This is a genomic window from Adlercreutzia equolifaciens (assembly GCF_029076695.1).
In the GTDB taxonomy this organism is placed as follows: Bacteria; Actinomycetota; Coriobacteriia; order Coriobacteriales; family Eggerthellaceae; genus Adlercreutzia; species Adlercreutzia equolifaciens_A.
In genome coordinates this window covers 1,258,744-1,280,813 of record NZ_JARFIK010000001.1, presented here as the reverse complement: position 1 = coordinate 1,280,813, position 22,070 = coordinate 1,258,744, and the positions used below count along the sequence as shown (strand labels likewise).

The 22,070-nt window shown below is 64.8% G+C and carries 18 protein-coding genes; 1 reads left to right on the top strand and 17 read right to left on the bottom strand.

Annotated features, from left to right (window positions below):
- Window positions 1-554: 554 nt before the first annotated feature.
- From PZH32_RS05145 to PZH32_RS05070, 16 genes are all read right to left on the bottom strand, one after another.
- Window positions 555-1,463 (bottom strand): slipin family protein, encoded by a 909-nt coding sequence (locus PZH32_RS05145; RefSeq protein ID WP_428994019.1) that lies wholly within the window; start codon window positions 1,461-1,463, stop codon window positions 555-557.
- The gene (locus PZH32_RS05140) at window positions 1,429-1,962 is read right to left on the bottom strand and encodes a GntR family transcriptional regulator (RefSeq protein ID WP_275206637.1); all 534 of its coding nucleotides are present in this window, start codon (window positions 1,960-1,962) and stop codon (window positions 1,429-1,431) included. Before PZH32_RS05140 ends, PZH32_RS05145 begins: the two co-directional genes overlap by 35 nt.
- Window positions 1,950-3,032, bottom strand: coding sequence for an NrfD/PsrC family molybdoenzyme membrane anchor subunit (gene nrfD / locus PZH32_RS05135; RefSeq protein ID WP_275206635.1), 1,083 nt, complete (start codon window positions 3,030-3,032; stop codon window positions 1,950-1,952). The genes PZH32_RS05140 and nrfD overlap by 13 nt, the downstream gene beginning before the upstream one ends.
- 8 nt (window positions 3,033-3,040) lie before the next feature.
- Window positions 3,041-3,763, bottom strand: a complete 723-nt coding sequence (locus PZH32_RS05130; RefSeq protein WP_275206633.1) for a response regulator — start codon at window positions 3,761-3,763, stop codon at window positions 3,041-3,043.
- Window positions 3,747-6,587, bottom strand: a complete 2,841-nt coding sequence (locus PZH32_RS05125; RefSeq protein ID WP_275206631.1) for a sensor histidine kinase — start codon at window positions 6,585-6,587, stop codon at window positions 3,747-3,749. Before PZH32_RS05125 ends, PZH32_RS05130 begins: the two co-directional genes overlap by 17 nt.
- A 79-nt stretch (window positions 6,588-6,666) precedes the next feature.
- Window positions 6,667-7,293 (bottom strand): potassium-transporting ATPase subunit KdpC, encoded by a 627-nt coding sequence (kdpC, locus tag PZH32_RS05120; protein ID WP_275206630.1) that lies wholly within the window; start codon window positions 7,291-7,293, stop codon window positions 6,667-6,669.
- Between the two features lie 34 nt (window positions 7,294-7,327).
- Window positions 7,328-9,403, bottom strand: coding sequence for a potassium-transporting ATPase subunit KdpB (gene kdpB, locus PZH32_RS05115; protein WP_275206628.1), 2,076 nt, complete (start codon window positions 9,401-9,403; stop codon window positions 7,328-7,330).
- Window positions 9,404-9,414: 11 nt separating this feature from the next.
- Complete coding sequence (gene kdpA / locus PZH32_RS05110; RefSeq protein WP_275206627.1) at window positions 9,415-11,193, bottom strand: potassium-transporting ATPase subunit KdpA; 1,779 nt, start codon at window positions 11,191-11,193, stop codon at window positions 9,415-9,417.
- Window positions 11,194-11,411: 218 nt separating this feature from the next.
- A complete protein-coding gene (gene tsaD / locus PZH32_RS05105; protein WP_275206907.1) occupies window positions 11,412-13,922 on the bottom strand; it encodes a tRNA (adenosine(37)-N6)-threonylcarbamoyltransferase complex transferase subunit TsaD in 2,511 nt (836 codons plus the stop codon).
- A gap of 178 nt (window positions 13,923-14,100) precedes the next feature.
- Window positions 14,101-14,613, bottom strand: a complete 513-nt coding sequence (gene tsaE, locus PZH32_RS05100; RefSeq protein ID WP_275206626.1) for a tRNA (adenosine(37)-N6)-threonylcarbamoyltransferase complex ATPase subunit type 1 TsaE — start codon at window positions 14,611-14,613, stop codon at window positions 14,101-14,103.
- A 131-nt stretch (window positions 14,614-14,744) separates the two neighbouring features.
- On the bottom strand, window positions 14,745-15,563 hold the full coding sequence (locus tag PZH32_RS05095; RefSeq protein ID WP_275206625.1) for a formate/nitrite transporter family protein: 819 nt from the start codon (window positions 15,561-15,563) through the stop codon (window positions 14,745-14,747).
- 136 nt (window positions 15,564-15,699) lie between these two features.
- On the bottom strand, window positions 15,700-15,861 hold the full coding sequence (locus PZH32_RS05090; RefSeq protein WP_275206624.1) for a hypothetical protein: 162 nt from the start codon (window positions 15,859-15,861) through the stop codon (window positions 15,700-15,702).
- Window positions 15,861-16,739: a bifunctional 5,10-methylenetetrahydrofolate dehydrogenase/5,10-methenyltetrahydrofolate cyclohydrolase gene (locus tag PZH32_RS05085; protein WP_275206622.1), complete on the bottom strand. Its 879-nt coding sequence runs from the start codon at window positions 16,737-16,739 to the stop codon at window positions 15,861-15,863. The genes PZH32_RS05090 and PZH32_RS05085 overlap by 1 nt, the downstream gene beginning before the upstream one ends.
- A 35-nt stretch (window positions 16,740-16,774) precedes the next feature.
- The gene (locus PZH32_RS05080) at window positions 16,775-17,389 is read right to left on the bottom strand and encodes a cyclodeaminase/cyclohydrolase family protein (protein WP_275206620.1); all 615 of its coding nucleotides are present in this window, start codon (window positions 17,387-17,389) and stop codon (window positions 16,775-16,777) included.
- 134 nt (window positions 17,390-17,523) lie between these two features.
- A complete protein-coding gene (locus PZH32_RS05075) occupies window positions 17,524-19,212 on the bottom strand; it encodes a formate--tetrahydrofolate ligase (protein ID WP_275206618.1) in 1,689 nt (562 codons plus the stop codon).
- 167 nt (window positions 19,213-19,379) lie between these two features.
- Window positions 19,380-20,075, bottom strand: coding sequence for a response regulator transcription factor (locus tag PZH32_RS05070; RefSeq protein ID WP_275206616.1), 696 nt, complete (start codon window positions 20,073-20,075; stop codon window positions 19,380-19,382).
- Between the two features lie 137 nt (window positions 20,076-20,212).
- Here PZH32_RS05070 and PZH32_RS05065 point away from each other — a divergent pair, with 137 nt between their 5' ends.
- The gene (locus PZH32_RS05065; RefSeq protein WP_275206615.1) at window positions 20,213-20,983 is read left to right on the top strand and encodes a type III pantothenate kinase; all 771 of its coding nucleotides are present in this window, start codon (window positions 20,213-20,215) and stop codon (window positions 20,981-20,983) included.
- A 231-nt stretch (window positions 20,984-21,214) separates the two neighbouring features.
- Here PZH32_RS05065 and PZH32_RS05060 read toward each other — a convergent pair whose 3' ends face one another.
- A complete protein-coding gene (locus tag PZH32_RS05060) occupies window positions 21,215-21,934 on the bottom strand; it encodes a biotin transporter BioY (protein ID WP_275206613.1) in 720 nt (239 codons plus the stop codon).
- Window positions 21,935-22,070: the final 136 nt, after the last annotated feature.

Genomic DNA, 22,070 nt, shown 5'->3' with positions numbered 1-22,070 from the left:
CTTCCCCCTTGCCCGCTTGCGCATTTCCTCTCTCTTCCCATCCCCCATGGGCGAATCCGGGTGCCGTATCGCGGCATGCTTGATGGGATTCCAACAATGTCTTGAGAATCGGCCGGATTCTGTTGAGGATAGTCTGTCATAGCTTGTCATACTCTGTCAAGACAAAAGTAGGACAAAGTATGACAAAGTTGAGAAATACCCGTATGCAGTCATGTCAAGTCTTGAAAAACGAATACTTGTTCGTATTATAGAGCACAAGCGGGGAGCCGGAGCTCTCTGCATACACCTTCCTTATCGCACATTCTAGATAACGGGAGGGAGGTGATGCAGATGAGTCTATTCCTGGCCTTGGTTCAAACTTTTTTGGCCGCAGCGTCTCTCGGGGTTGCACTTTTGGCCCTAGAGCGCGAAGGCCCGCCGCATAGCGACGGACCTTCTAACCAAAAAAGCGAGGACTAGGCACCCTCGCTAGCCGGGATGCTTTCGGGCATCCCGGCCCTTCGGGGCCGAGTCTTCTAGGCACCGTCATTGTAGCATCCTCCGCATTGCCAGCGCTAGGCTTTCTTCGCCGCCTTTGCCAGGGTTTCGACGGAATCGGAATCGGCGAAGCCCTCGCTGAAAGCACTCGGGATGACGAGGGTGCCCCCAGACTGCTTCACCGACTCGTAGGCCAGGTGCATGGTGCGCAGGCGCATGGCCTCGGGGTCGTCGGCGTAGTTGGCACTGGCATCCTTCAGCATGGCGGAAATATCCGCCTCGGCCTCGGCCATAATCATGCGGGCGTTCTTCTCCCTTGTTGCCACGGCTTCGGCGGCCATAGATTGCTGCAGCTCGCGGGGAACCACAATATCGCGCACTTCAACATCAATGATGTCGATGCCCCACTCGGCTAAGCGCTCCTCCAGAGCCTCCTTCAACTCGGCGTCTAGCTGATCGCGGCGGGCTGCCACCTCGGCCAGGCTCGCGCGGCCGATGGCTTTACGCAAGGCGGCCTGGGCCATCCACGACACGGCGCTCGAATAGTCCTCCACTTCCATGGCGGCCTTCTTCGCCGAGAACACCATCCAGAACACCACCGCGTCCACATTGACGGGCACCAAGTCAACCGTCAGGGTCTCTTCCGCGCCGAAGTAGGTGGCCATAACGCGCTGGTCGATGCGAATGGTGTAGAACTCGATAAGAGGCCAGGTGAACACCAATCCCGGGCCCGCTACGCGATTGAACTTGCCGAAGCGCATCACAACGGCCTTCTCCCACTCCATGACCATATGCACCGAGCTGGCCGCAAGCACGCCGACGACCACCGCAGCCACTAGGCTGCCAAGCCCCAGGGCGCCGAATACCATCTGGCACACGCCCCCTGCCACGGCCGCCGCAAGGGCGAACACCGCCAACGTGAAAACAATGGCACCGTTGCGCGAGGTACGGCTACGCCCCGTTTCCAGTCGCCCGTTCGCCGTCATCGCCGGTCGGTTGAGGGAAGACGACGACACGACCCTGCCTTGTTCCGTTTTCTTGCGGTTCATTGGCTATGCCCCTTTCGCGCTCGCGACCCGCCTTGGCCGCTACCAGAGCCGCCGTAAACTGCGCATCGATATCCTCCAAAGAAAGACCCAGCTCTTGGCAGCGCTGGATGTACTCCGCCGTCACAGCCTCGGCCACCACCGACGCCGAAACCCCCGGCTTGTCGGAGACGTCGGCCACAAAGGCACCTTGGCGTCGCTTCGACACGATGTAGCCATCTTCCTCCAGGCTCTGGTACACCTTGCTTACCGTGTTGTAGTTCACCTCCACCTCGGCGGCCAAGCCGCGCACCGTGGGCAGCTGATCGCCGGGCAAATAGAAGCCCGAGGTGATGAGATAAATGAATCGATTCTTCAGCTGCAGCCACAAGGGAATGCTGCTCGCCTCGTCCAGGGAGAACAGGTCCCCGGCCGGAATTGTTTGCCCTAGCTTAACCACAAACCTCGATCCTCTCTTGTCTCAATACTTCCTTCAGCAGCCACCTCTTGAAGCTCAAGGGGACGCTTCTCTCCCGCTTCCACCACGGCCGCTCGAAGCCCCACGCCACCCACCAAGACCAGCAACGCCACGGCAGCGTACGCCGCAGGCGGCGTCCTGAAGACCCATCGCGCGTTGCGAGCGCACCGCCGGCGAAGGAGCAAGGCACCCTCGAGAACGAAAGGAGCCCCCAGGCCGCAAAGCACAAATCCCACCCACCAGGGGAGCGCCGCCGTACCGTGTAGCAAGGACTGGAGGGAAGCCTCAACGCCCGGATGGTCGCTCGCAAGAGCCCCAACAAGGAACGCAGCGGCAGCCAGCACCTCAAGCACGACAATCACCAAGTCGATCGCCGCCACGCGCGCAACGACCGTTTCCTGTTCTTCCGAAACTTCCACAAAGAGCGCAGCGCCCATAAACACCGCGCATCCGCAGGAAGCCGCCGAGAGAACAAAGAGCACGGGCACCCAGCCCGAGGACCACAATCGCACGCCGGCCAGCGTTTGCAGCAGAAGACCGGCATACACCGCCACGACGAAGGCAACGCCCAACGCCGCCACTTCGGCTCCCCGCACCCAGGACGACCTCACGCAAGGAAGGTACAGAAGGCGAACGAGCGACAGGGCCATCCCAAGCGCTATGAGCACCGCCAGCGACCACGCCCCCACCGTCATGACATTGAACGACCCGCCGAAAAAGAGCGAGAGCGCGCGATCGGGGCGACCGAGATCCACCGCTAAGCAGGCTGCTCCCAGCACAAGCGCGCCCGTTGAAGCCGTCAAAGCAAGCGTTATCTGTCGTTCGAGCGCCGAGCGCTCGCACCAGCCAACCATTTCCAAGGTACCAAAGGGCGTACGCGCCCAGAGCAGGTCGACAAGGCAGGCCACGACAATGCCGCCAGCACCGGTTCCTGCAAGAAACAGGTAGGCTATGACCAGCTCACCGAACACCTGCGTCCCCTTCTCGTGCTTGCGCTCCCCTGTTTGCAAGTAGGACAAAGTATGACACATCACCTCGGCAATGTACAGCAAGCAAGCGCCTAGCTAGCCTCCTCCACCCGCAGCATGCGATAGCCAATGCCTACGTGGGTTTGCAGGTAGCGGGGGTTGGCGGGATCGAGCTCGATTTTCTTGCGCAGGGTGGCCATGAACACGCGCAGGCTGGGCAGATCGGAGGCCACGGCCTCACCCCACACTTCCTTGAGAATGTAGTTGTGCGTGAGCACCTTCCCGGTGTTGCGCGCCAGCAGGGCCAACAGCTTGTACTCGATGGGCGTCAGGTGCAGCTCTTCCCCACCCCGCGTGGCCACGCCGGCGTCGAAGTCGATGAGCAGCTCGCCATTGCGGTAGATCGCCGCCTCCGCGGGGGTTGCCGGACTGTCGTAGGCCAAGCGCCGCAGCGCCACGCGCACGCGGGCCAGCAGCTCCTCCACCGAGAAGGGCTTGGTCAGATAGTCGTCGGCGCCGGCGTCGAGAGCCGCCACCTTGTCGGCGTCCTCCTGACGGGCCGACAGCACAATCACCGGCATGTGCGACCAGCCGCGCAGCGCCTCTATGACCTCCACACCGTCGCGATCGGGCAGCCCCAAATCGAGAATTACCAGGTTGATATCGGTGGCGCTGGTCAGATCGAGCAGGGCCGCCGTGGCCGTGGCCGCCTCGCGATGACGGTAACCGTGCACATCCAAAGCTGTGGCCACCAGGTTGCGCACCGCGCCGTCGTCCTCCACTATCAGGATCACGCCCTCATCGGCCGTCGCCATCGTCCACCTCACCTTCTAAGGACGGCACCGCGGCCGCCGCCACATCAAACGAGAACACGCAGCCCTGGGGGGTGGCATCCGTTAGCATGATATCGCTCCCATGAGCCCTCACGATAGAGCGGCAGAGCGCCAGCCCCAAGCCCATGCCGCGGCGGGCGTCTCCCCCTTCGCTCGCCGGCCGCGCCAGCCCGTCGGGCAACGCCCCCTCGCGTACCACGTCCTGGTCGCGTCGCGGAACCGCCGATGCTGCTCCGTGATAGAACAGATCGAATACCCGACCCTTGTCGCTGTTGGCAATGCCCGGGCCATTGTCGGAGACGCTCAAGCGCACCCGATCCCCCTCCTGCCAGGCTGCCACCTCAATGGAGGAACCGACCGGCGTATAGGCAATAGCGTTGTTGATCAGATTCACCAGCACCTGCACCATAAGCCGCGCGTCCATGGAGGCCAGCAGCATATCATCTTCAATCCTGACCGTTATCTGATGGTCGGCGGCGCGGCGGCTCACGTGACGCAAGGCCTCGTCCACCACCTCGGCCACCAACTCGGGCTCCTGACGCACCGCCACGCCGCCCTCGTCCAAGCGCGTCACCGACAGCAGATTCTCCACCAGGCCAATGAGCCAGCGGGCGTCTTCCGCTATGTCGGCCGCAAGCCGCTGGCGCTGCTCCAGGCTAAGAGCACCCTCGTCAGCCACCAGCATGTCCGCATCGCCCGAAATGCTCGTCAGCGGCGTACGCAAGTCATGGGAAATGGACCGCAGCAAGTTGGAGCGCAGCTCCTCCTTCTCGGCCTTCACTGCCAGATCCCGATGGCGGCGCGCCAAAACCAAGCGCTCGGCCGCCCGGCCGCACTCGTCCAGAAGCGCCGTGAGCAAATTGCGCTCGAAGGCGTCGGGGGCCTCTTTGTCCTGGGGGTCCACCACCACGCCTATCACGCCCCACACCGTGTCTTGCGTGTCCACAGGCAGATAGAGGCAGCGGGCCTCGCGCAGCGTGTCAGTGCCCGCCCCGGCCGCCTCGCCGTTGGAGGCCACCCAGGCCGCCACAGCGGCCTCGTCAGGCGCCGTCAAGAGCTCACCCTCGCTAGGGGTCAGGCGCCCCTGGCCGTTGTCGAAGAGCCGCGGCGGCCGCAAGCCACCCGGCGCCAGAAGGTCCGCCTCGTACACCACCACGGGACGATCGAGAATCTTCACCACCTGGGAGGCCGCCGTCTCCAGACAGGCGGCCAAGCTCTGCGCCGCCTGCAGCATGCGCGCGCTTTCCAAAAGCACCTCGGTGCGGTAGGAGCGGCGCGCCGCCTGAGCCGCCTGCCGCTTCAAGCGCAGCGCCAATGACGAGGCCACCAGCGTGCCCACCAGCAGAAAAGCAAAAATAACCGGAGCGGAAAGCCCATAGGCATGGAAGGTGAAGCGCGGGGCGGTGAAGAAGAAGTTATAAGCCACCACGCTGCCCAGGGCCGCCAGCACTGGATAGAGAAACCCGTCGGCCCGCGTCGCCAAGAGCAGCGACACCAAGAGATACACCATGAGAATAACCGACGTGGCTGGGCTGACCAGCCACGCCACCTCACTGATAGCCGAGGCCAGGGCCACCGCCGCCACGGCACGCGCGGCATCGGCCGCCGTGGGACGAAAGCCCGCGGTGGGGCCTGTTCTCTCCAGCACACTGGGCGCATCGAGAGCCGGCACCGCCGTGACCACTGCCTCGGGAGCTGCGCGGCGCAGGCGCGACGCTAAATCCCGGCGGCCGAGCAAGCCGCTGCGCAGCAGAGCCGCCGGGGCCACAATCTGGCGCACGCCCGCCGAGGCAGCATAGAGCGCCGCCGGCTGCACGGGATCGTCACCTGTAAGCGTCACCACGCGGGCGCCCATTTGCTCTGCCAGGTCGAGGGCCTCCTTCACGGCGGCGGGCAGCGAAGCGGGAGCCCCTCCCTCGCTTTCGGCCTCCACTACCAAGGCCGTGAGCGTGCCCCCGCCGGCTTCGGCCAGCGAGGCAGCCGTGCGCACGGCGCGGGTCTGAACGCCGTTGCCCGCCAGCACCACCAGCACGTCCTCGCCACCGGCGGCCTGGGGCTCGCGGCTCTGGCGGCGGTCGCGTTCCAGACGGTCGGCGGCACGGCGCAGGGCAATTTCGCGCAACGCGCCCAAATTCGAACGAGAAAAGAAGTGATCGAGGGCCCAGCCCACGCGCTCGGGCGCGTAGACCTTGCCGGCCCGCAGACGCGCGATGAGCTCGGCCGGCTCCAAGTCCACCAGCTCGACGGAATCGGCCGCGTCGAACAACCGGTCCGGCACGCGCTCGGCCACGGCCACCGAGGTGACGGCCGCCACGCGGTCGTTCACGCCTTCCAGATGCTGCACGTTGACCGTGGTGTACACGTCGATGCCGGCCCGCAGAAGCTCTTCCACATCCTGATAGCGCTTGCGGTGACGGCACCCCGGCGCGTTGGTGTGGGCCAACTCGTCCACAATCACCACTTGGGGCTTGCGGGCCAGAGCGCCGTCGAGGTCGAATTCACGCAGCGAAACGCCGCGATGCTCGACCGTCTGCACGGGCCGGGATTCCAACCCCTCCAGCAGGGCCAGGGTATCGGCGCGGGTATGGGGCTCCACGTAGCCCACCACCACATCGACGCCCTCGTCCTGGACGCGGTGGGCCTCCTCCAACATGGCGTAGGTCTTGCCCACACCGGCGGCATAGCCGAAGAACACCTTCAGACGACCGCGCCCCGTCGAACCCTCCCGAGCCTCTTCGTCTTCGCGAATGCGCTTGAGGATGGCCTCGGGATCGCGCCGCTTCTCAGGGTCGTTTAGGCTGGGCACCGAAGCCTCCTCTCCCGTTATTAATTCTTAGGATATCGGTCATCCTATCACGGGGTTTCGTTTGCTCGGTGTCGCCCGATCAACGATTGATCGCCGTCTTTAGCACGCCGTCGAGCATGAGATTGACCTCGAGTACGTTAACCCGCGCCTCGCCGATAACGCCCAACAGCGGCCGGTCGGTGCACTGGCGGATTATGGCGCGCACCTCTTCCTCGTCCATGCCCTTGGCCTTGGCAATGCGACCCACCTGATACTCGGCCGCCGCCGGCGAGATATGCGGATCGAAACCCGATCCCGATGCCGTGACCAGCTCGCTGGGAACGGGGTTCTCACCCTGGTCGGGATGGGCGGCGCGTACGGCGGCAACCCGCTCCTGCACCACGTCACCGAACTCCTCGCTGGCCGGGCTCAAGTTCTCCGGGCCGTACCATAAAAGCGACTCGCCGCTCTTCGTGGCGAACGTGCGCGCGTCGGTCTTGGTGGGGCGCCCCCACAGATGATCCATGCCCGTGTAGGACTGCCCCACCAGGGCGCTGCCGTACTTCACGCCGTCCACTTCGATGATCGATCCGTTTGCCCGCCACGGGAAAGCCGCCTGGGCCACGCCGCATACCACCAGTGGATAGAGCACCCCCAAGGCCAAGGTCGCCGCCAAAAACAGCGCCACGGCACTCCTGAGACTCCGTCCCATTGCACCCGTCTTCATCATGAGTCCTTTCCTATCGTTGTCCGACACGCGCCTAAGCCACGCCCAAGGCCGTCAGGGCCACATCGAGCACCTTGATGGCCACAAAGGGCACCGCCACGCCGCCCAGCCCGTACACCGCCATGTTGTGCGCCAGCAGCGTGGCAGGCGCGCCCTCGCGATATTTCACGCCGCGCAGGGCCAGGGGGATGAGCGCCACAATAATGAGCGCGTTGTAAATGACCGCCGCCAGCATGGCCGAGGCCGGCGAGGCCAGATGCATGACGTTGAGCACCTCGAGTCCGGGGTACAACGGCACCAGCAACGCCGGAATCACGGCGAAGTACTTGGCCAGGTCGTTGGCAATGGAGAAGGTGGTCAGGCTGCCGCGGGTCATGAGCATCTGCTTGCCAATGCGCACAATCTCAATGAGCTTCGTGGGCGACGAGTCCAGATCCACCATGTTCCCGGCCTCTTTGGCCGCCTGGGTGCCGCTGTTCATGGCCACGGCCACATCAGCCTGGGCCAAGGCCGGGGCATCGTTGGTGCCGTCGCCGGTCATGGCCACCAAGTGTCCCTCGGCCTGATAGCGGCGGATGGCCTCGAGCTTTGCCTCGGGCGTGGCCTCGGCGATGAAGTCGTCCAGGCCCGCCTCGGCGGCGATGGCCGCCGCGGTCAGCGGATTATCACCGGTGACCATAACCGTCTTGATGCCCATGGCGTGCAAGTCGGCGAAGTTCTCGCGAATGCCGGACTTGATGATGTCCTTCAGATGAATGACCCCCAGCACGCGCCCGTCGCGGGCCACCACCAAAGGAGTGCCCCCTTCGCGAGCCACCTGGTCGGCCACGGAAGCGCACTGGGCGCTGTAGGTGCCCCCGCGCGCCTCCACATAGGCCCGCACGGCATCGGCGGCGCCCTTGCGAATCTCATGGCCGTCGAAGTCCACGCCACTCATGCGCGTGGCGGCCGTGAAGGGCACCACGGTGAACCCGGCGCCCGTCAAGGTGCGCTCGCGAATATCGAAGCGCTCCTTGGCAAGCACCACCACGCTGCGACCCTCGGGGGTCTCGTCGGCCAAGCTGGCCAGCTGGGCCGCATCGGCCAAGGTGCGCTCGTCGACGCCGTCGACGGGAACAAAGGCGGCGGCCTGGCGATTACCCAGCGTGATAGTGCCGGTCTTGTCAAGCAGCAGCACATCCACATCGCCGGCCGCTTCCACAGCGCGGCCGCTGGTGGCCAGCACGTTCGCCTCGTTTAGGCGGCTCATGCCGGCAATGCCGATGGCCGAGAGCAGCGCTCCAATAGTGGTAGGCGCCAGGCACACGAACAGCGCCACCAGCGAGGTAAGCCCCAGCGGGTTGGCCGCGCCCTGGGTGGACGCCGAGAAGGCACCGAAGCCGTAGAGCGTCCAGGATACAGCCAGGAACACGAGCGTCAGGGCAATGAGCAACAGCTCCAGAGCACGCTCGTTGGGGGTCTTCGCTCGGGCCGAGGATTCCACCATGGCAATCATCTGATCGAGGAAACTGTGACCGGCCTCGGCGGTCACGCGGGCCACCAGCCAGTCGGAGAGCACCGTGGTGCCCCCGGTCAGCGACGAACGGTCGCCGCCGGACTCGCGCACCACCGGAGCCGATTCGCCCGTGATGGCACTCTCGTCCACCGAAGCGGCGCCCAGGACAATCTCGCCGTCCGCCGGCACCTGTTCCCCGGCCATCACCAAGTACAGCTGGCCCTTCGCCAACGTCGAGGAGCTGACTGACTGCGCTGCGGCTCGCAGGAGCGCACCCTGAGCCTCCCCCTCGGCGGCCGCCAGATCCTGCTCGGCCAGCACCAGCGCCTCCACGTCGCGCTTGGCGGCGCGCAAGGAGTCGGCCTGGGCCTTTCCCCGCCCCTCGGCAAGGGCCTCGGCGAAGTTGCCGAACAGCACCGTGGCCCACAGCACCGCGCAAATAGCGGCAATGTAGCCAGAGGGAGCATCGGCGATACCGAACCAGGACAGCACCAGCAGCACGCTGGTCAGCAGGGCCGACAGGTACACCATGAACATGACAGGGTTGGCCGCCTGGGCCTTCGGCGCCAGCTTGCGCACGGCGTCGACAAGGGCCCGCTTCATCAAGGGGTTCATTGCATCCTCCTCTACAGCACGGCCTCGGCCACCGGCCCCAGGGCCAGCGCCGGCACCAAAGTCAGGGCACCTACCAGCACCACAATCACCAAAAGCAGCACGACGAACAGCGGACTTGCCGTGGACAACGCGCCCACCTGGGCCGCCGACGTCTCACGGGCCGCAAAGCGTCCCGCCAGTAGCACGGTGCAAGCCAGCACGATGACGCGACTAGCCAGCATCTCAACGCCGAGAACACCATTGGCCCAGGGAGTGTTCGCCTCGAAGCCCCCCAAGGCCGAGCCATTGTTGGCCCCCGCGGACACGGCGGCGTACAGCGTATTCGCAAAGCCGAAGGGTGCGGACGCGCCCGCGCCGGCGGCAGCATCGGGAACCAGCAGAAGCACCGCGGCCCCGGCCAGCATCACCAACGACGGCGCAATGGCTATGATCACCGCCAGACGCATCTCGGCCGGGCCGATCTTCTTACCCAGGTACTCCGGGGCGCGCCCCACCATCAGGCTGGCCACGAACACGGTCAGCACGACGAAGCCGAGCAGGCTGGCAAGGCCCGTGCCGATGCCGCCGCCCACCACTTCGCCCAAACCCATAAACACCAGAGGCACTACGAGGCCCAGCGGCGTAAGGCCCGCCAGCGAGCCATTGGTCGATCCGCTGGCCGCCGCTGTGGTCAGCGCCGTCCATAGGGCGGTGGCCGCCGTGCCGATGCGGCTCTCCTTGCCCTCCATGTTGCCGGCCGGCTGACCCAAAGAGCCGGTGTACACGGCGCCGTCGGCTGCCAGTTGAGCGGTGCCGGCAAACTCGGCCGCCGTCAGGGCAGCAATGCCAGCCGCCAGGAGCACCAGCACGGCCACCATCAAGGCCCGTCCCTGGCGTCGATCGGCCACCATGCGCCCGAAGCAAAAGACCAAGGTCAAGGGCAGCAGCATGATGGCCGCCATCTGCAGCAGATTTGTGAGCGGGGTGGGGTTTTCCAGAGCCGAGGCAGAGTTCGCCCCATTGAAGCCCCCGCCGTTGGTGCCCAGCTGTTTGATGGAAACCTGAGAGGCCTGGGGGCCGAGGGGCACCACGGCCTCGGTCACTTCCTGCACCGCTGCTGGATCATCGGCGGCCACCACGTTGCCCTCGGCATCCACCGCCACGGGCTCGACCAGCTGCACCGTTTCGTAGGGAGCCAGCGTCTGAGGCGTGCCCTGGGCCACGCCGACAAGAGCCCCGATGAGCGCCAGCGGCAGCAGCACGTAGAGCACCGCACGGATGACGTCCACGAAGACGTTTCCCAGGCCTTCCGCACTGCGGGCCGCTATGCCGCGCATAAGGGCAAAGGCCACGGCCAGACCAATGGCCGGCGACAGGAAGTTCTGCACTGTCAGCCCAACGGCCTGGGAGAAATAGCTGAGATGGGATTCGCCGGCCACGGGCTGCCAGTCGGTATTCGTGGCGAAGCTGGCCGCCAGGTTGAAAGCGGTGTCCAGCGGCAGCCCCGGCAGCTCCTCGGGGTTACAGGGCAGGAACCCCTGGCAAAGCAGGAGCACGAACAACCCGACAAAGCCCACGGCGGTCAGCGCCAAGGCGCCGGCCAGATAGCGACCCGGGCCCATGGAATCCTGTTCCGACGCCCCCACCAGTCGCGCGCAGCCCCGCTCCACGGGACCCAGCACCCGACGGGCCAGCGAAGGACAGCCGTCCATGGCCTTCACCACATAGTTCGACAGGGGCAACGCGCAGGCCGTCAGCAGCGCCACGAAGGCCGCCGCCTCGAACAGAGCCGTTCCCAACGAGGCGCTCATCGCTGCTCACCGCCTCCCAGAAGGAGCACCGCCAGGTACCCCATGGCGGCCACGCCGAGCGCGCCCACAATGACCGTCACCACCGTCATGACTGCTTCCTTTCTCCGTGCCCACAGGGGCAAACGAACTTGCTGAAAGGAAGCCTACGCCGTTGCGCCTAAAGGCGCCGTTAAGGTCGGCGGCGGTCTGTTAAGACGGTATTAAGATGAAGAAAATTCCTAGTAGGGCTGCTCCAGATCGCCCTGGGCCTGGGCATCAGTGTCCAGCGGCGAGAACTTGCCGGCGCGGAAGCGGTCGAGGGCCACCTCGGCGATCATGCCGGCGTTATCGCCGCAGGAGGCCAAAGGAGGCATGACCAGACGCACGCCCTCTTCGGCGCACATCTTCTCGTAGGCGGCCCGCAACATGGGGTTGGCCGCCACGCCGCCGCCCAGGCAGAAGGTGGGCGCGCCCGTCTCCTGCAGCGCCGTGCGGGCCTTCGCCACCTGCACCTCCACCACGGCCGCTTCGAAGCTGGCGCAGATGTCGGGCACGTTGAGGGGGCGCCCCGCCTCGCGCTCGCCGTTGATGTAGGTGACCACGGCGGTCTTCAGCCCCGAAAGAGAGAAGCGCAGGTCGCCCGAATGCAGCATGGCCCGGGGGAAGGGAATGGCATCGGGATTGCCCTCGGCGGCGAATTTCGAGATGACGGGGCCGCCGGGGTAGCCCAGGCCCAGCGCCTTCGCCACTTTGTCGAAGGCCTCGCCCACGGCATCATCGATGGTGGCACCCAGCACCTGGTAGCGGCCCCAGTCGGCCATATACACCAGCAGGGTGTTGCCGCCGGACACCAGCGACACTACGGCTGGGGGTGCAAAGTCGGGAAGCCCGATCTTGTTGGCGTAGAGGTGTCCCTCCAGGTGGTTCACCACCATGAAGGGCTTGTCGGCGCCCCAGGCAGCGCCCTTGGCGAAGGCCACGCCCACTACAAGCGCCCCCACCAAGCCGGGAGCATAGGTGACTGCCACGGCGTCCAGATCGCGCCACCGCAAAGAGGGCAGCCCCGCTGCGGCTGCGGCGCGCTCCAGGCAGTCGTCGCAAACGCCGCAGATGGCCTCGATGTGCTTGCGGCTGGCAATTTCAGGCACCACGCCGCCGAAACGCGCATGGAAATCAACCTGGGAGGCCACCACGTCCGAGAGCAACGTGCCCTCGCCATCGATGATGGCCGCCGCCGTCTCGTCGCAGGACGACTCGATGGCCAGGATAAGAGGGCGTGCCGTGGCGGCAGGAGCCTCTTTAGCCGCAGGACCATTGGGCACCGAGGCCAGCGTGATAGTGGGCAGCGGTCCCTCCATAATGACCGCGTCCTCCCCGTCGGAGTAGTAGCGCGGCCGCTTCCCCAGGCTACGGTAGCCCAGGGCCTCGTAGAGCGCCTGAGCACCTGTGTTGCCGGCGCGCACTTCCAAAGAGCTGGTACGCGCTCCCAGGTTGCGGGCATCGTCGGCCACCCGGGCCAGCAGCGCCCGGGCAATGCCGTGACGGCGCCAAGCCGGATCGACGCCCACCTTGAGAATTTGCACGTCGCCATCAACCACCCAGCCGCCGGCATAGCCCACCAGCGGTGCCTCGGCCGTCAGGGGCATCTTCGGATCGGCAGCATAGGCGGCCCACCACACGCGGTCGGCCCGACCCAGCTCATCGGCCACCAGCGCCTCGCTCCAAGCGTCCGATCCCATGACCTGCGACTCCAAAGCCGCCACAGCGCCCACGTGGCGCGCGTCCAGGGGCTTGTAGGCAATGCCCTCCCCATTGGCCCGCGCGTTGGCAATGGCCGTGTCGTTCATGGTGACGTGCTTGCTGCCGCGTTTGCCCGCCAGGGCCGCATCGGCCTTGGCCAGGCGTACGCGCTCGTTCTCCTCGGCATCAGACAGGCGCGTGTACACGGGCAGCGCGAAAGCCGGATTATGGCGCGCCGCGTCGAAGGGGTCGCACTCCCCCGCCTGCCAGGCCGCCTGTACCGCCAGGAGCAGACCCTCTCCCGTGGGCGTCCAATGCTCCTCAGGCAGCAGGGTGCCAGCTGGCGCGAAGAGATCGGCGTATTTGCACAGGGCGTCGCCCGTCACGAGCAGCCCGCCTTCACCCGTATCGGAAGGCACACAGTCGGTCGCAACAGGAGCTCCGCCGACCGAGGCACCCTCCTCTGAAGCATTCCCCTCCGCGGAGCTCTCACCCGCTCGCTTGTCTGCTTGGGTCGAACCAGGCACGAGCTCTTCGGCAAAATCCTGGGCCTTCACCACCCGATCGGAGCTCAAGCGCAGGGCGCCCGCTTCGCCAAGGGCGAACCGCACGGGATACACCTCGCGGCGCATGGCATCGGCCACTACCAGCAGCTCGCCGCGCGCGCCACCGCTCCAGGCGCCCCAGGCCACGGCATCAAGCGAGGAAACGCCCACCAGGCCCACTTCCAGCGCGCTGGCAATGCCCTTCGCCGTGGCCATGGCAATGCGCACCCCCGTGAACGACCCCGGGCCGCGCCCCACGGCCACACAGGCCAGGTCCTCGCGCGCCACGCCCGCCTGGGCACACAGCCCGTCGATGGACGGCAGCAACTGCGTGTTCGAGGCACGGCGCGCCTCCACCTCCACGGAGGCAACCGGCTCAACCGTGCGTGACACAACATCGAGCCTCCCCAGCCCGATGGCGATGACTTCATTGGCCGTATCAAAGGCAAGAATGTAAGATCCCACCACAAGTACCCTCTCTCAAACCGCTACAACCAGCGGAGATCATTTGCATCAGACGATCATAGCGCAAGGGCGGCTGGTCTTAGATGACGGGAGAACCAGTCTTCCAAAACCAGCAAATCGACGCAGCCTCGCAGAGGGCGCTCGCCCCATCGAAAAAAGTCACCGACAAAAAAAGTGGCTACAGTTGGCACTTGCCTAAGCGCGACTTGGAGTCGTTGGCCCAGACGCACAGCAGCTCGCGGCTGCGCTTGCCGTAAGAATGGGCCACCACACGGCGCGTGCCCTGGGTATCGGCGGTGATGGTAATCTCCAGATAGTCGTAGGGCATGTCCTCGGGGAACTTCTCGGCCCATTCGATAAAGGCCACGCCGTTCCCGTAGCCGTCGATGGCGCTGAAGTAGTCGATGTCCTCCAGCTGCCAACGCTCGTCGAGGCGGTACAGGTCGTAGTGGTACACCGGCAGGCGCCCGTCGCCGTACTCGAGCAAGATGTTGAAGGTGGGGCTGGTAACCGGTGAGCGCACGCCCAGCGCCGCGGCAACCCCTTGGACGAACTGTGTTTTCCCGGCGCCCAAATCGCCGTTGAGCACAATGGCGTCGCCCGGATGCAGATAAGGCGCCAGCGTGGAGGCCAACTGCTTGGTGGCCTCGGGAGACGTGGTGGTACGCGCGTATGTCAGTCCATTTGCCATAGCGCTATAGTACGAACAGAATGTTGCATTGACCAGCACTTCCACCGAAAGATGCAAAACCCACGGGATTTGCTCATAAAACAAGCGAAAGATACAGCCTCTCGGTGCCGACCCCCTGCCGGCTCGCGGCCCTATTTCGCCTTCGTGCCGTGGCAGGCGTACATGACCAGACCCACCAGCACACCGCCCACAATATTGCCCAGAGTAACGGGGATAAGGTTGGCGGTGATGAAATCGCCGAAGGTCAGCAGCGCCGTGTTAATGCCCGCCGCGTCGATCATGCCCGTATAGGCTGGGTTCAAGTACGCGAAGATGCCCGCGGGCACATAGTACATGTCAGCCACGCAGTGCTCGAAACCCGCCAGCACAAAGCCCATGATGGGAAAGAAAATGGCCAGGAGCTTACCCGCCGTGTCCTGAGCCGTGTTGGCCAGGTACACCGCAATGCACACCATAAGGTTGCAGAAGATACCCAGAACAAAGGCGTTCATCCAGGGCAGCCCGTTCTTCGTAGCGGCCACCTTGGCGGTATAGACGGCCAGGTCGCCCCCGCCGATGTTCAGCTGTCCGAAAAACGCCATGAGCGCCGCCAGGGCCACCGCACCCACCAGATTGCCCAGAAACACGATGCCCCAGTTGCGCAGCAGCTTGCCCCAGGTGATCTTGCCGGAAATGGCGGCCGTCACCATGAGAGCGTTGCCCGTGAACAGCTCGGTGCCCAAAAGGATGACCATCATAAGGCCGATGGGAAAGATGAGACCCGACACCAGACGCACCATGCCGGCGTTTTCCAACGCATGGGCCGCCGTGGAGGATGTGACCGCGCCCAGACCGATGAGCACGCCCGCGGCCACCGCCAGCACGAAGAGGCGCCACGCGGGCGACTCCGCCTTGGCAATGGAGGCCTTGGCGTAATTGTCGGTAATCTCGGTGGGGGTCAGGATAGCCACAATCGCTCCTTCTCGCGCAGAATGATGCGTCCCATCATTCCACAACCCCGCACTTATGGCCGCCGCTAGCCGCCCCAGCGCGCAAGCCTTTCGGCAAGCGCACCGCCGAACTGCGAGGGGCGCCTGTCAGCAGCGTTTAATCCGCTTCCGCCGCGCTCGCGGCCGCCTCGGCCTCAGCCAGTTCCTCGCGCCGCTCGGCGGCGGCCGAGGAGCCAAAGGGGCACGACGGGGCCGACAGCTTGCAGCTGGTGGCGCATCCCTCGCAGTTCTCGCGACTCAAGCGCTCGTCGATATCCACTAGGCCTCCTTCGCGAACGGGATGTTTGCAGCCTGCTCAGCCGCCCGTACCACGTGGGCCATAGTGACCGACGTGGTAACCCCGCCGATACCGCCGGGCACCGGCGTAATGGCACCTGCGTCACCCAGCACTGGCTCCACGGCGTCGAAGTCCACATCGCCGCACAGGGCGCCGTCAGCGAAGTTAATGCCCACATCGAGTACCACCTGACCCGCGGAGAAATACTCCGGTCCGTAGGCCTTGGCACGGCCCGTGGCGCACACCACGATGTCGGCCTCGCGCGTATGGGCGGCAGCGTCGGCTGTGCGCGAATGCACCAGAGTGACCGTGGCGTGGCGGGCCAGCAGCATCATGGCCACAGGACGCCCGATGACCAAACTGCGTCCCAGCACCACCACGCGTTTCGACGCCACGGGAATGTCGTAGAAGTCCAGCATTTCCAAACAGGCCTGGGCCGTAGCTGGCGGAAAGCCCTCGCCGGTGTCGGCGAAGACGCCGGCCAGCGAGGCCGAGGAAATGCCGTCGATGTCCTTCTCGGGAGCCAGGCGGTCGCACACCGCGCGCTCGTCAATTCCTGCCGGCAAAGGACGGAAGAGCAGGCAGCCGTGAATGGACGCATCGGCGTTCACCTCGTCGATGACCGCCTCAAGTTGGGCTTGGGTGGCATCGATGGGCAGCACGAAGGAGCGCACCGCAATGCCCAGGCCCTCGGCCCGTTTCAAGGCCGTACGCTCATAGGACAGGTCGTCGGGACGCTCTCCCACGCGCACGATGGCCAACGTGGGCGTCACGCCCACGGCAGCGAGGCGCTCGATGCGGGCCAGCAGATCGTCGCGCAAAGCTGCAATCACTTCCTTACCCGTAAGCGTTTTCGCCATGAAACTCCTCCTCACTACCAAGCAGAAAGCCGCAGCTAAGCAAGCCGCTTCAACACGTCGTCATACACCTGGTCGGCCAAGGCACCTCCGGCAGCCAGGGCATCATCCATGCGCTCGCGATAGGACGCCGCGCGAGCCGCATCGTCCATGGAGCCGATGTTGATGACCACGTTCAAGCTGGCCGCCTGCAGCGCCGCTTTGGCCAGTACCGCCGCCGCACCGGCATCAGACAGAGCCATCACCGAGCCGTTGTTAGCCACAAAAGAGCAGGACTCGATAACCAGCAGGCACTGGTCCATGATGGCTAGCGGCACTTCGCAGGCCTCCACCAACGCTGTCTGAATAGCGTCGTTACGGGCAGCAGCTTCTTCCTCGGTGGCGCGGGGCAGCCCATAGGCCGCCGCCAGCGGAGCGAAGGCCGCTGCATCGCCGTCGATAAGCTCCAGCAAGCGCAGGCGCGTGTCAGCCAGCGCCCGCAGCTCGTTCTGCATAAGCTCTTCCACGGCAGCGTACTTCTTCTTGCCCACGGTCAAGTTACCCACCATGGAGGCCAGAGCCGAGGCCAGAGCGCCCACATAGGCGGCCGCCCCTCCCCCGCCCGGCGTAGGGGCATCCGAGGCCAAAGCCTCGACGAATTCCGTGTTTACCACCATCGTTCCTTTCTGCACGCCCATCTCGGACTTTGCCGGTGCTCGGCATTCTAACATCAAGCGGCCCCCGCTTTGCTTCGCGGGAGCCGCTTCCATGTTAATTCGGGTTAAGCCGAACTTTCTTCACAAGCGCCTTAGAACAGGCCGGTGATGGTACCGTCCTCCATGACGTCGATCTTGTGGGCGGCCGGCGCCTTGCCCAGGCCCGGCATGGTCATGATGGAACCCGTGAGCGCCACGATGAAGCCGGCGCCAGCGGACACCTTGACCTGACGCACCGTGATGATGAAGTCGCGGGGGGCGCCCAGCTTGGCGGCGTCGTCCGAGAAGGAGTACTGAGTCTTGGCCATGCACACAGGCATGCCGCCGAAGCCGAGAGCCTCCAGCTGTGCGATCTCCTTTTGGGCCGCAGGCTCGAACACCACGCCGTCAGCATGGTAGACGCGCTTCGCAATGGCCTCGATCTTCTCGGCAATGGACAGGTCGTCCTCGTAGGCGAAGGCGAAGGTGTCGGCCGAGCGGCCGGCCTCGTCGCCGTTCTCGCACAGGGCCACCACTTCGTCGGCCAGGGCCAGGCCGCCCTCGCCGCCCTTGGCCCACACCTCGGACAGGGCCACGTTCACACCCAGCTCGCGGCACTTGGCCTCCACCAAGTCCAGCTCGGCCTTCGTGTCGGTGGGGAACGCGTTGATGGCCACCACGCAGGGCAGGTTGTACACGTTGGTGATGTTCTCCACGTGCTGCAGCAGGTTCGGCAGACCCGCCTCCAGGGCTTCCAGGTTCTCCTCGTTGAGGTCCGCCTTAGCCACGCCGCCGTGATTCTTCAGCGCGCGCACCGTGGCCACTACCACCACGGCGTCGGGCTTGAGACCCGCCAGACGGCATTTGATGTCCAGGAACTTCTCGGCACCCAGGTCGGCGCCGAAGCCGGCCTCCGTGACGCAGTAGTCGCCCAGGGCCATGGCCATGCGCGTGGCCATAATGGAGTTGCAGCCGTGGGCAATGTTGGCGAAGGGACCGCCGTGCACGAAGGCCGGCGTGCCCTCGAGGGTCTGCACGAGGTTCGGCTTCAAGGCGTCCTTCAGCAGAGCCGCCATGGCGCCCTCGGCCTTCAGGTCGTGGGCCGTGACCGGCTTGTCGTCATAGGTGTAGCCCACCACAATGCGGCCGAGGCGCTCCTTCAGGTCGGTGATGGAGGTGGCCAGGCAGAAGATGGCCATAACCTCGGAAGCCACGGTAATGTCGAAGCCGTCCTCGCGCGGCACGCCATGGGCCTTGCCCCCCAGGCCGTCCACAATGTGGCGCAGCTGACGGTCGTTCATGTCCACCACGCGCTTCCAGGTGATCTTGCGCACGTCGATGTTGAGCTCGTTGCCGTTCTGGATATGGGCGTCCAGCAGGGCTGCCAGCAGGTTGTTGGCCGCACCGATGGCATGGAAGTCGCCCGTGAAGTGCAGGTTGATGTCCTCCATAGGCACCACCTGGGCATAGCCGCCGCCGGCAGCGCCGCCCTTGATGCCGAACACGGGGCCCAGCGAAGGCTCGCGCAGGGCCACGACCACGTTCTTGCCGCGCTTCGCCAGCGCATCGGCCAGACCCACCGTGGTAGTGGTCTTGCCCTCGCCGGCGGGCGTGGGGTTGATGGCCGTTACCAAGATGAGCTTGCCCGGCTCGTGCTCTTCCTCGCGCAGCAGGTTGTAGTCCACCTTGGCCTTGTAGTTTCCGTACAGCTCAAGGTACTTCTCGTCGACGCCGGCAACTTCGGCAATGTCACGCACGGGTTTCGGTTCGCATGCCTGGGCAATTTCAATGTCGGTCAACACGTCGGGCCCTCTTTCTCATGTCGCGGCGCCGGAGCCTCCGGTCAGCCATACTTGACGGATGGCTCTATTCTACCGATCTTCCCCACCCCGAGCCACGGCCCTCTGTCGAAGGGCAAAAAAGAAGGGCTTCCGTGCGGAAGCCCTTCGAAAAGCCAAGATGCAAGCGCCTAGGCCTTGAAACGGTAGCCGTAGCCGCGCACCGTCTCCACCAGACCCGGATCGTAACCGGCGGCGTGAATCTTGTCGCGCAGGCGCTTGATGTGGGTGTCCACCGTCTTGGTTTCGGTGAGGTACTCCCAACCCCAGGCGTCGCGCAGCAGATCCTCGCGGGAAACTACCTTGCCGGCGCTCTTCATGAGGCTGGCCAGCAGCTCGAACTCACGGGGGGTAAGGTCGATCTCGCCATGGTCGCCCGAAGCGGTGTGGGCGTCCTCGTCCAGCGTAATGCCGGAAGCGGTAATGGAATTGGAAGCGCCGGGGAACTCGCCGCCCTGGCCGCGGCGGAGCAGCGCGCGAACACGGGCAATCAGCTCGCGTACGCCAAAGGGCTTCGCCAGGTAATCATCGCCGCCGATTTCCAGACCGACCACTTTGTCCAACTCGGTGTCGCGAGCGGAGAGGAACAGCACGGGTGCTGTGGTCTTGGAGCGCAGGCGACGGCACAGCTCGTAGCCGTCCATGCCGGGAAGCATGATATCAAGAACGAACAGGTCGTAGTTATTCGCGCTGGCCAGCGCGAAGGCATCTTCGCCATTGTCGACAACGTCGGCCTCGTACCCTTCCTTCTTCAACGCATAGCTTACGAATTCGGTGATCGATGGCTCGTCGTCAACGACAAGGATTCGGCTCGGTGTCTCGATCATAGTCTTGCCTTTCTCTCGTCATTTCGACGATTGCCCCTGGAGGGCATATCGTTTAAACCTTGATATAATCAAGCTCAGCGTTCACTATACGCATTATCACGTATTTTGCCGTTAAATTGAGGAAGATTGTCATATTTATGTTACTTGCTATTGATATTGGTAACACTCATACCGTAATTGGCGTCTATTCAGGGGATTCTTTGGTAGCCATGTGGCGCATCGCCACCAACCGCTGCGCGGCCGCCGACGAGCTCCGCATCAAGCTCTCATCGCTCTTTTCCCTGGAAGGACTGGCTCTTGACGCCATGCGCGCCTCGGCGCTGGCCTCCGTGGTGCCGCAGCTGACCGAGGCCTGGACGCACGCCATCAAAGATGCTACCGGCTGCACCGCTTTGGTGTGCTCGGCGAAAACCGCCGGCGATCTGTTCCACACCAACTATCCCAACCCCAACGAGATCGGCGCCGACCGCGTGGCCGACGCCGTTGCGGCTCGCGCGCTCTACGGAGCCCCCGTTATCGTGGTGGACTTCGGCACCGCCACGAACATCGAAGTCATCGACCGCGACGGCACCTTCCTGGGCGGCGTCATTGCGCCGGGCGTGCAGACTTCGGCCAACGCGCTGTTCTCGCGCGGCGCCCAGCTGCCCACCATCGATTTGGTTGCACCGCCGGCCGTTATCGGCCGCTCCACCATCGAGGCCATTCAGTCGGGCATCATGCTGGGCGAAGCCGACCGCGTCGACGGCCTGGTGCGCCGCATCTTCGATCAGCTGGGCTACGAGGCGCCCGTCATCGCCACCGGCGGCCTGGCTCCGGTCATCGCCCAAACCGCCACCACCATCACGGCGGTGAACGCCGAGATCACCCTCGAGGGCCTGCGCCTCATCGCCGCCCGCGCTGCGGAATAGAGAGAAGCGCTCTGACGCCGCCGCGGGGAGAGGGCTCTGCGGCGGTGTCTGAGCGCCCCCTGGAGAACGCGGCCGTTAAGAAATAGCTTCTACTTCGCCAGCACCAGGCTTGGGATGGTACCGACTGATGGGCATCATCTTCGCTATTTCTTTTTGCCGCGTTCGGAAGGGGATCAGCGCGAAGTCTCCGCCGCAGAGCCCTCTCCCCGCACCTGCGCCATCAGGTTGCTTTTACCCTACAACTTCTTTCACGGCTCGGGCGCATACCACCGCTGCGATGATCTTCGCCAGGTCGAGCGCGATGAAGGGCGCGCAGGCTGTCAAGAACGCTACCTCGGGGCCCACTTGGGCTACCACCATATACTGCGCCCAGCCGCACACGTAGGCCACGGCGGTGAAGATGATGCCGGCCACCAGCTCTAAGCCGAAATTGCGCAGGAAGCTGGCCGCACGCTGTAGCACCGATTGAGCGGCGCGCTCGGCCCGCGAAAGGCGCGCCTCTCCCCTGGCGTTCCCAAAGGCCTTGCGGGCGCCGGCCAAGAACAGTGACGCCAAGGGCACGCCCAGCAGGTAGCCCCACAGAAAGCCGCCCGTGGGACCGGCCAGCACACCGATGCCACCGCGCATGCCCGAGAACACCGGCACGCCCACCGCACCCAGCACCAGGTAGCCTACGATAGCGGCCGTAGCTGCCTTCGGCGGCAACACCACAATGGCGAAGGTGATGGCGAACATCTGCAACGTGATGGGCACAGGCCCAATGGGCACGGCAATAATGGCCGAGGAGGCAATGAGGGCGATAGTCAGCCCCACAAAGGCCACCGAGCGAGAACGGGACGAGGCCCCCTTGCGAGAAGCGCCGTCAAGGACCTTCGCTGCGCCTCGCACAGGCTGCGGGCTCTTCGCGCCCAGCTCGCCCTCGAAGCTTTCACTCAAGTCGACAGATTCCATACCTAGTTCTCCTTTCCTCGAAGGAAATACTAGGCCAGCCCTCCTGCCGAGCCCGCGACAACCCTTTTGCAGCGGTCAGCGGGAGCGAGATTGCGCAGTTTTGTGCAACTGCCTGTCAACAACTGACTCCTGCATC

Bases quoted from the DNA above. Each gene is read 5' to 3' on its own strand.
- PZH32_RS05145 (WP_428994019.1), bottom strand. From the start codon at position 1,463: ATGACGGCGAACGGGCGACTGGAAACGGGGCGTAGCCGTACCTCGCGC.
- PZH32_RS05130 (WP_275206633.1), bottom strand. From the start codon at position 3,763: ATGGCGACGGCCGATGAGGGCGTGATCCTGATAGTGGAGGACGACGGC.
- kdpC (WP_275206630.1), bottom strand. From the start codon at position 7,293: ATGAAGACGGGTGCAATGGGACGGAGTCTCAGGAGTGCCGTGGCGCTG.
- kdpB (WP_275206628.1), bottom strand. From the start codon at position 9,403: ATGAACCCCTTGATGAAGCGGGCCCTTGTCGACGCCGTGCGCAAGCTG.
- kdpA (WP_275206627.1), bottom strand. From the start codon at position 11,193: ATGAGCGCCTCGTTGGGAACGGCTCTGTTCGAGGCGGCGGCCTTCGTG.
- tsaE (WP_275206626.1), bottom strand. From the start codon at position 14,613: ATGGCAAATGGACTGACATACGCGCGTACCACCACGTCTCCCGAGGCC.
- PZH32_RS05085 (WP_275206622.1), bottom strand. From the start codon at position 16,739: ATGGCGAAAACGCTTACGGGTAAGGAAGTGATTGCAGCTTTGCGCGAC.
- PZH32_RS05070 (WP_275206616.1), bottom strand. From the start codon at position 20,075: ATGATCGAGACACCGAGCCGAATCCTTGTCGTTGACGACGAGCCATCG.
- PZH32_RS05065 (WP_275206615.1), top strand. From the start codon at position 20,213: ATGTTACTTGCTATTGATATTGGTAACACTCATACCGTAATTGGCGTC.
- PZH32_RS05060 (WP_275206613.1), bottom strand. From the start codon at position 21,934: ATGGAATCTGTCGACTTGAGTGAAAGCTTCGAGGGCGAGCTGGGCGCG.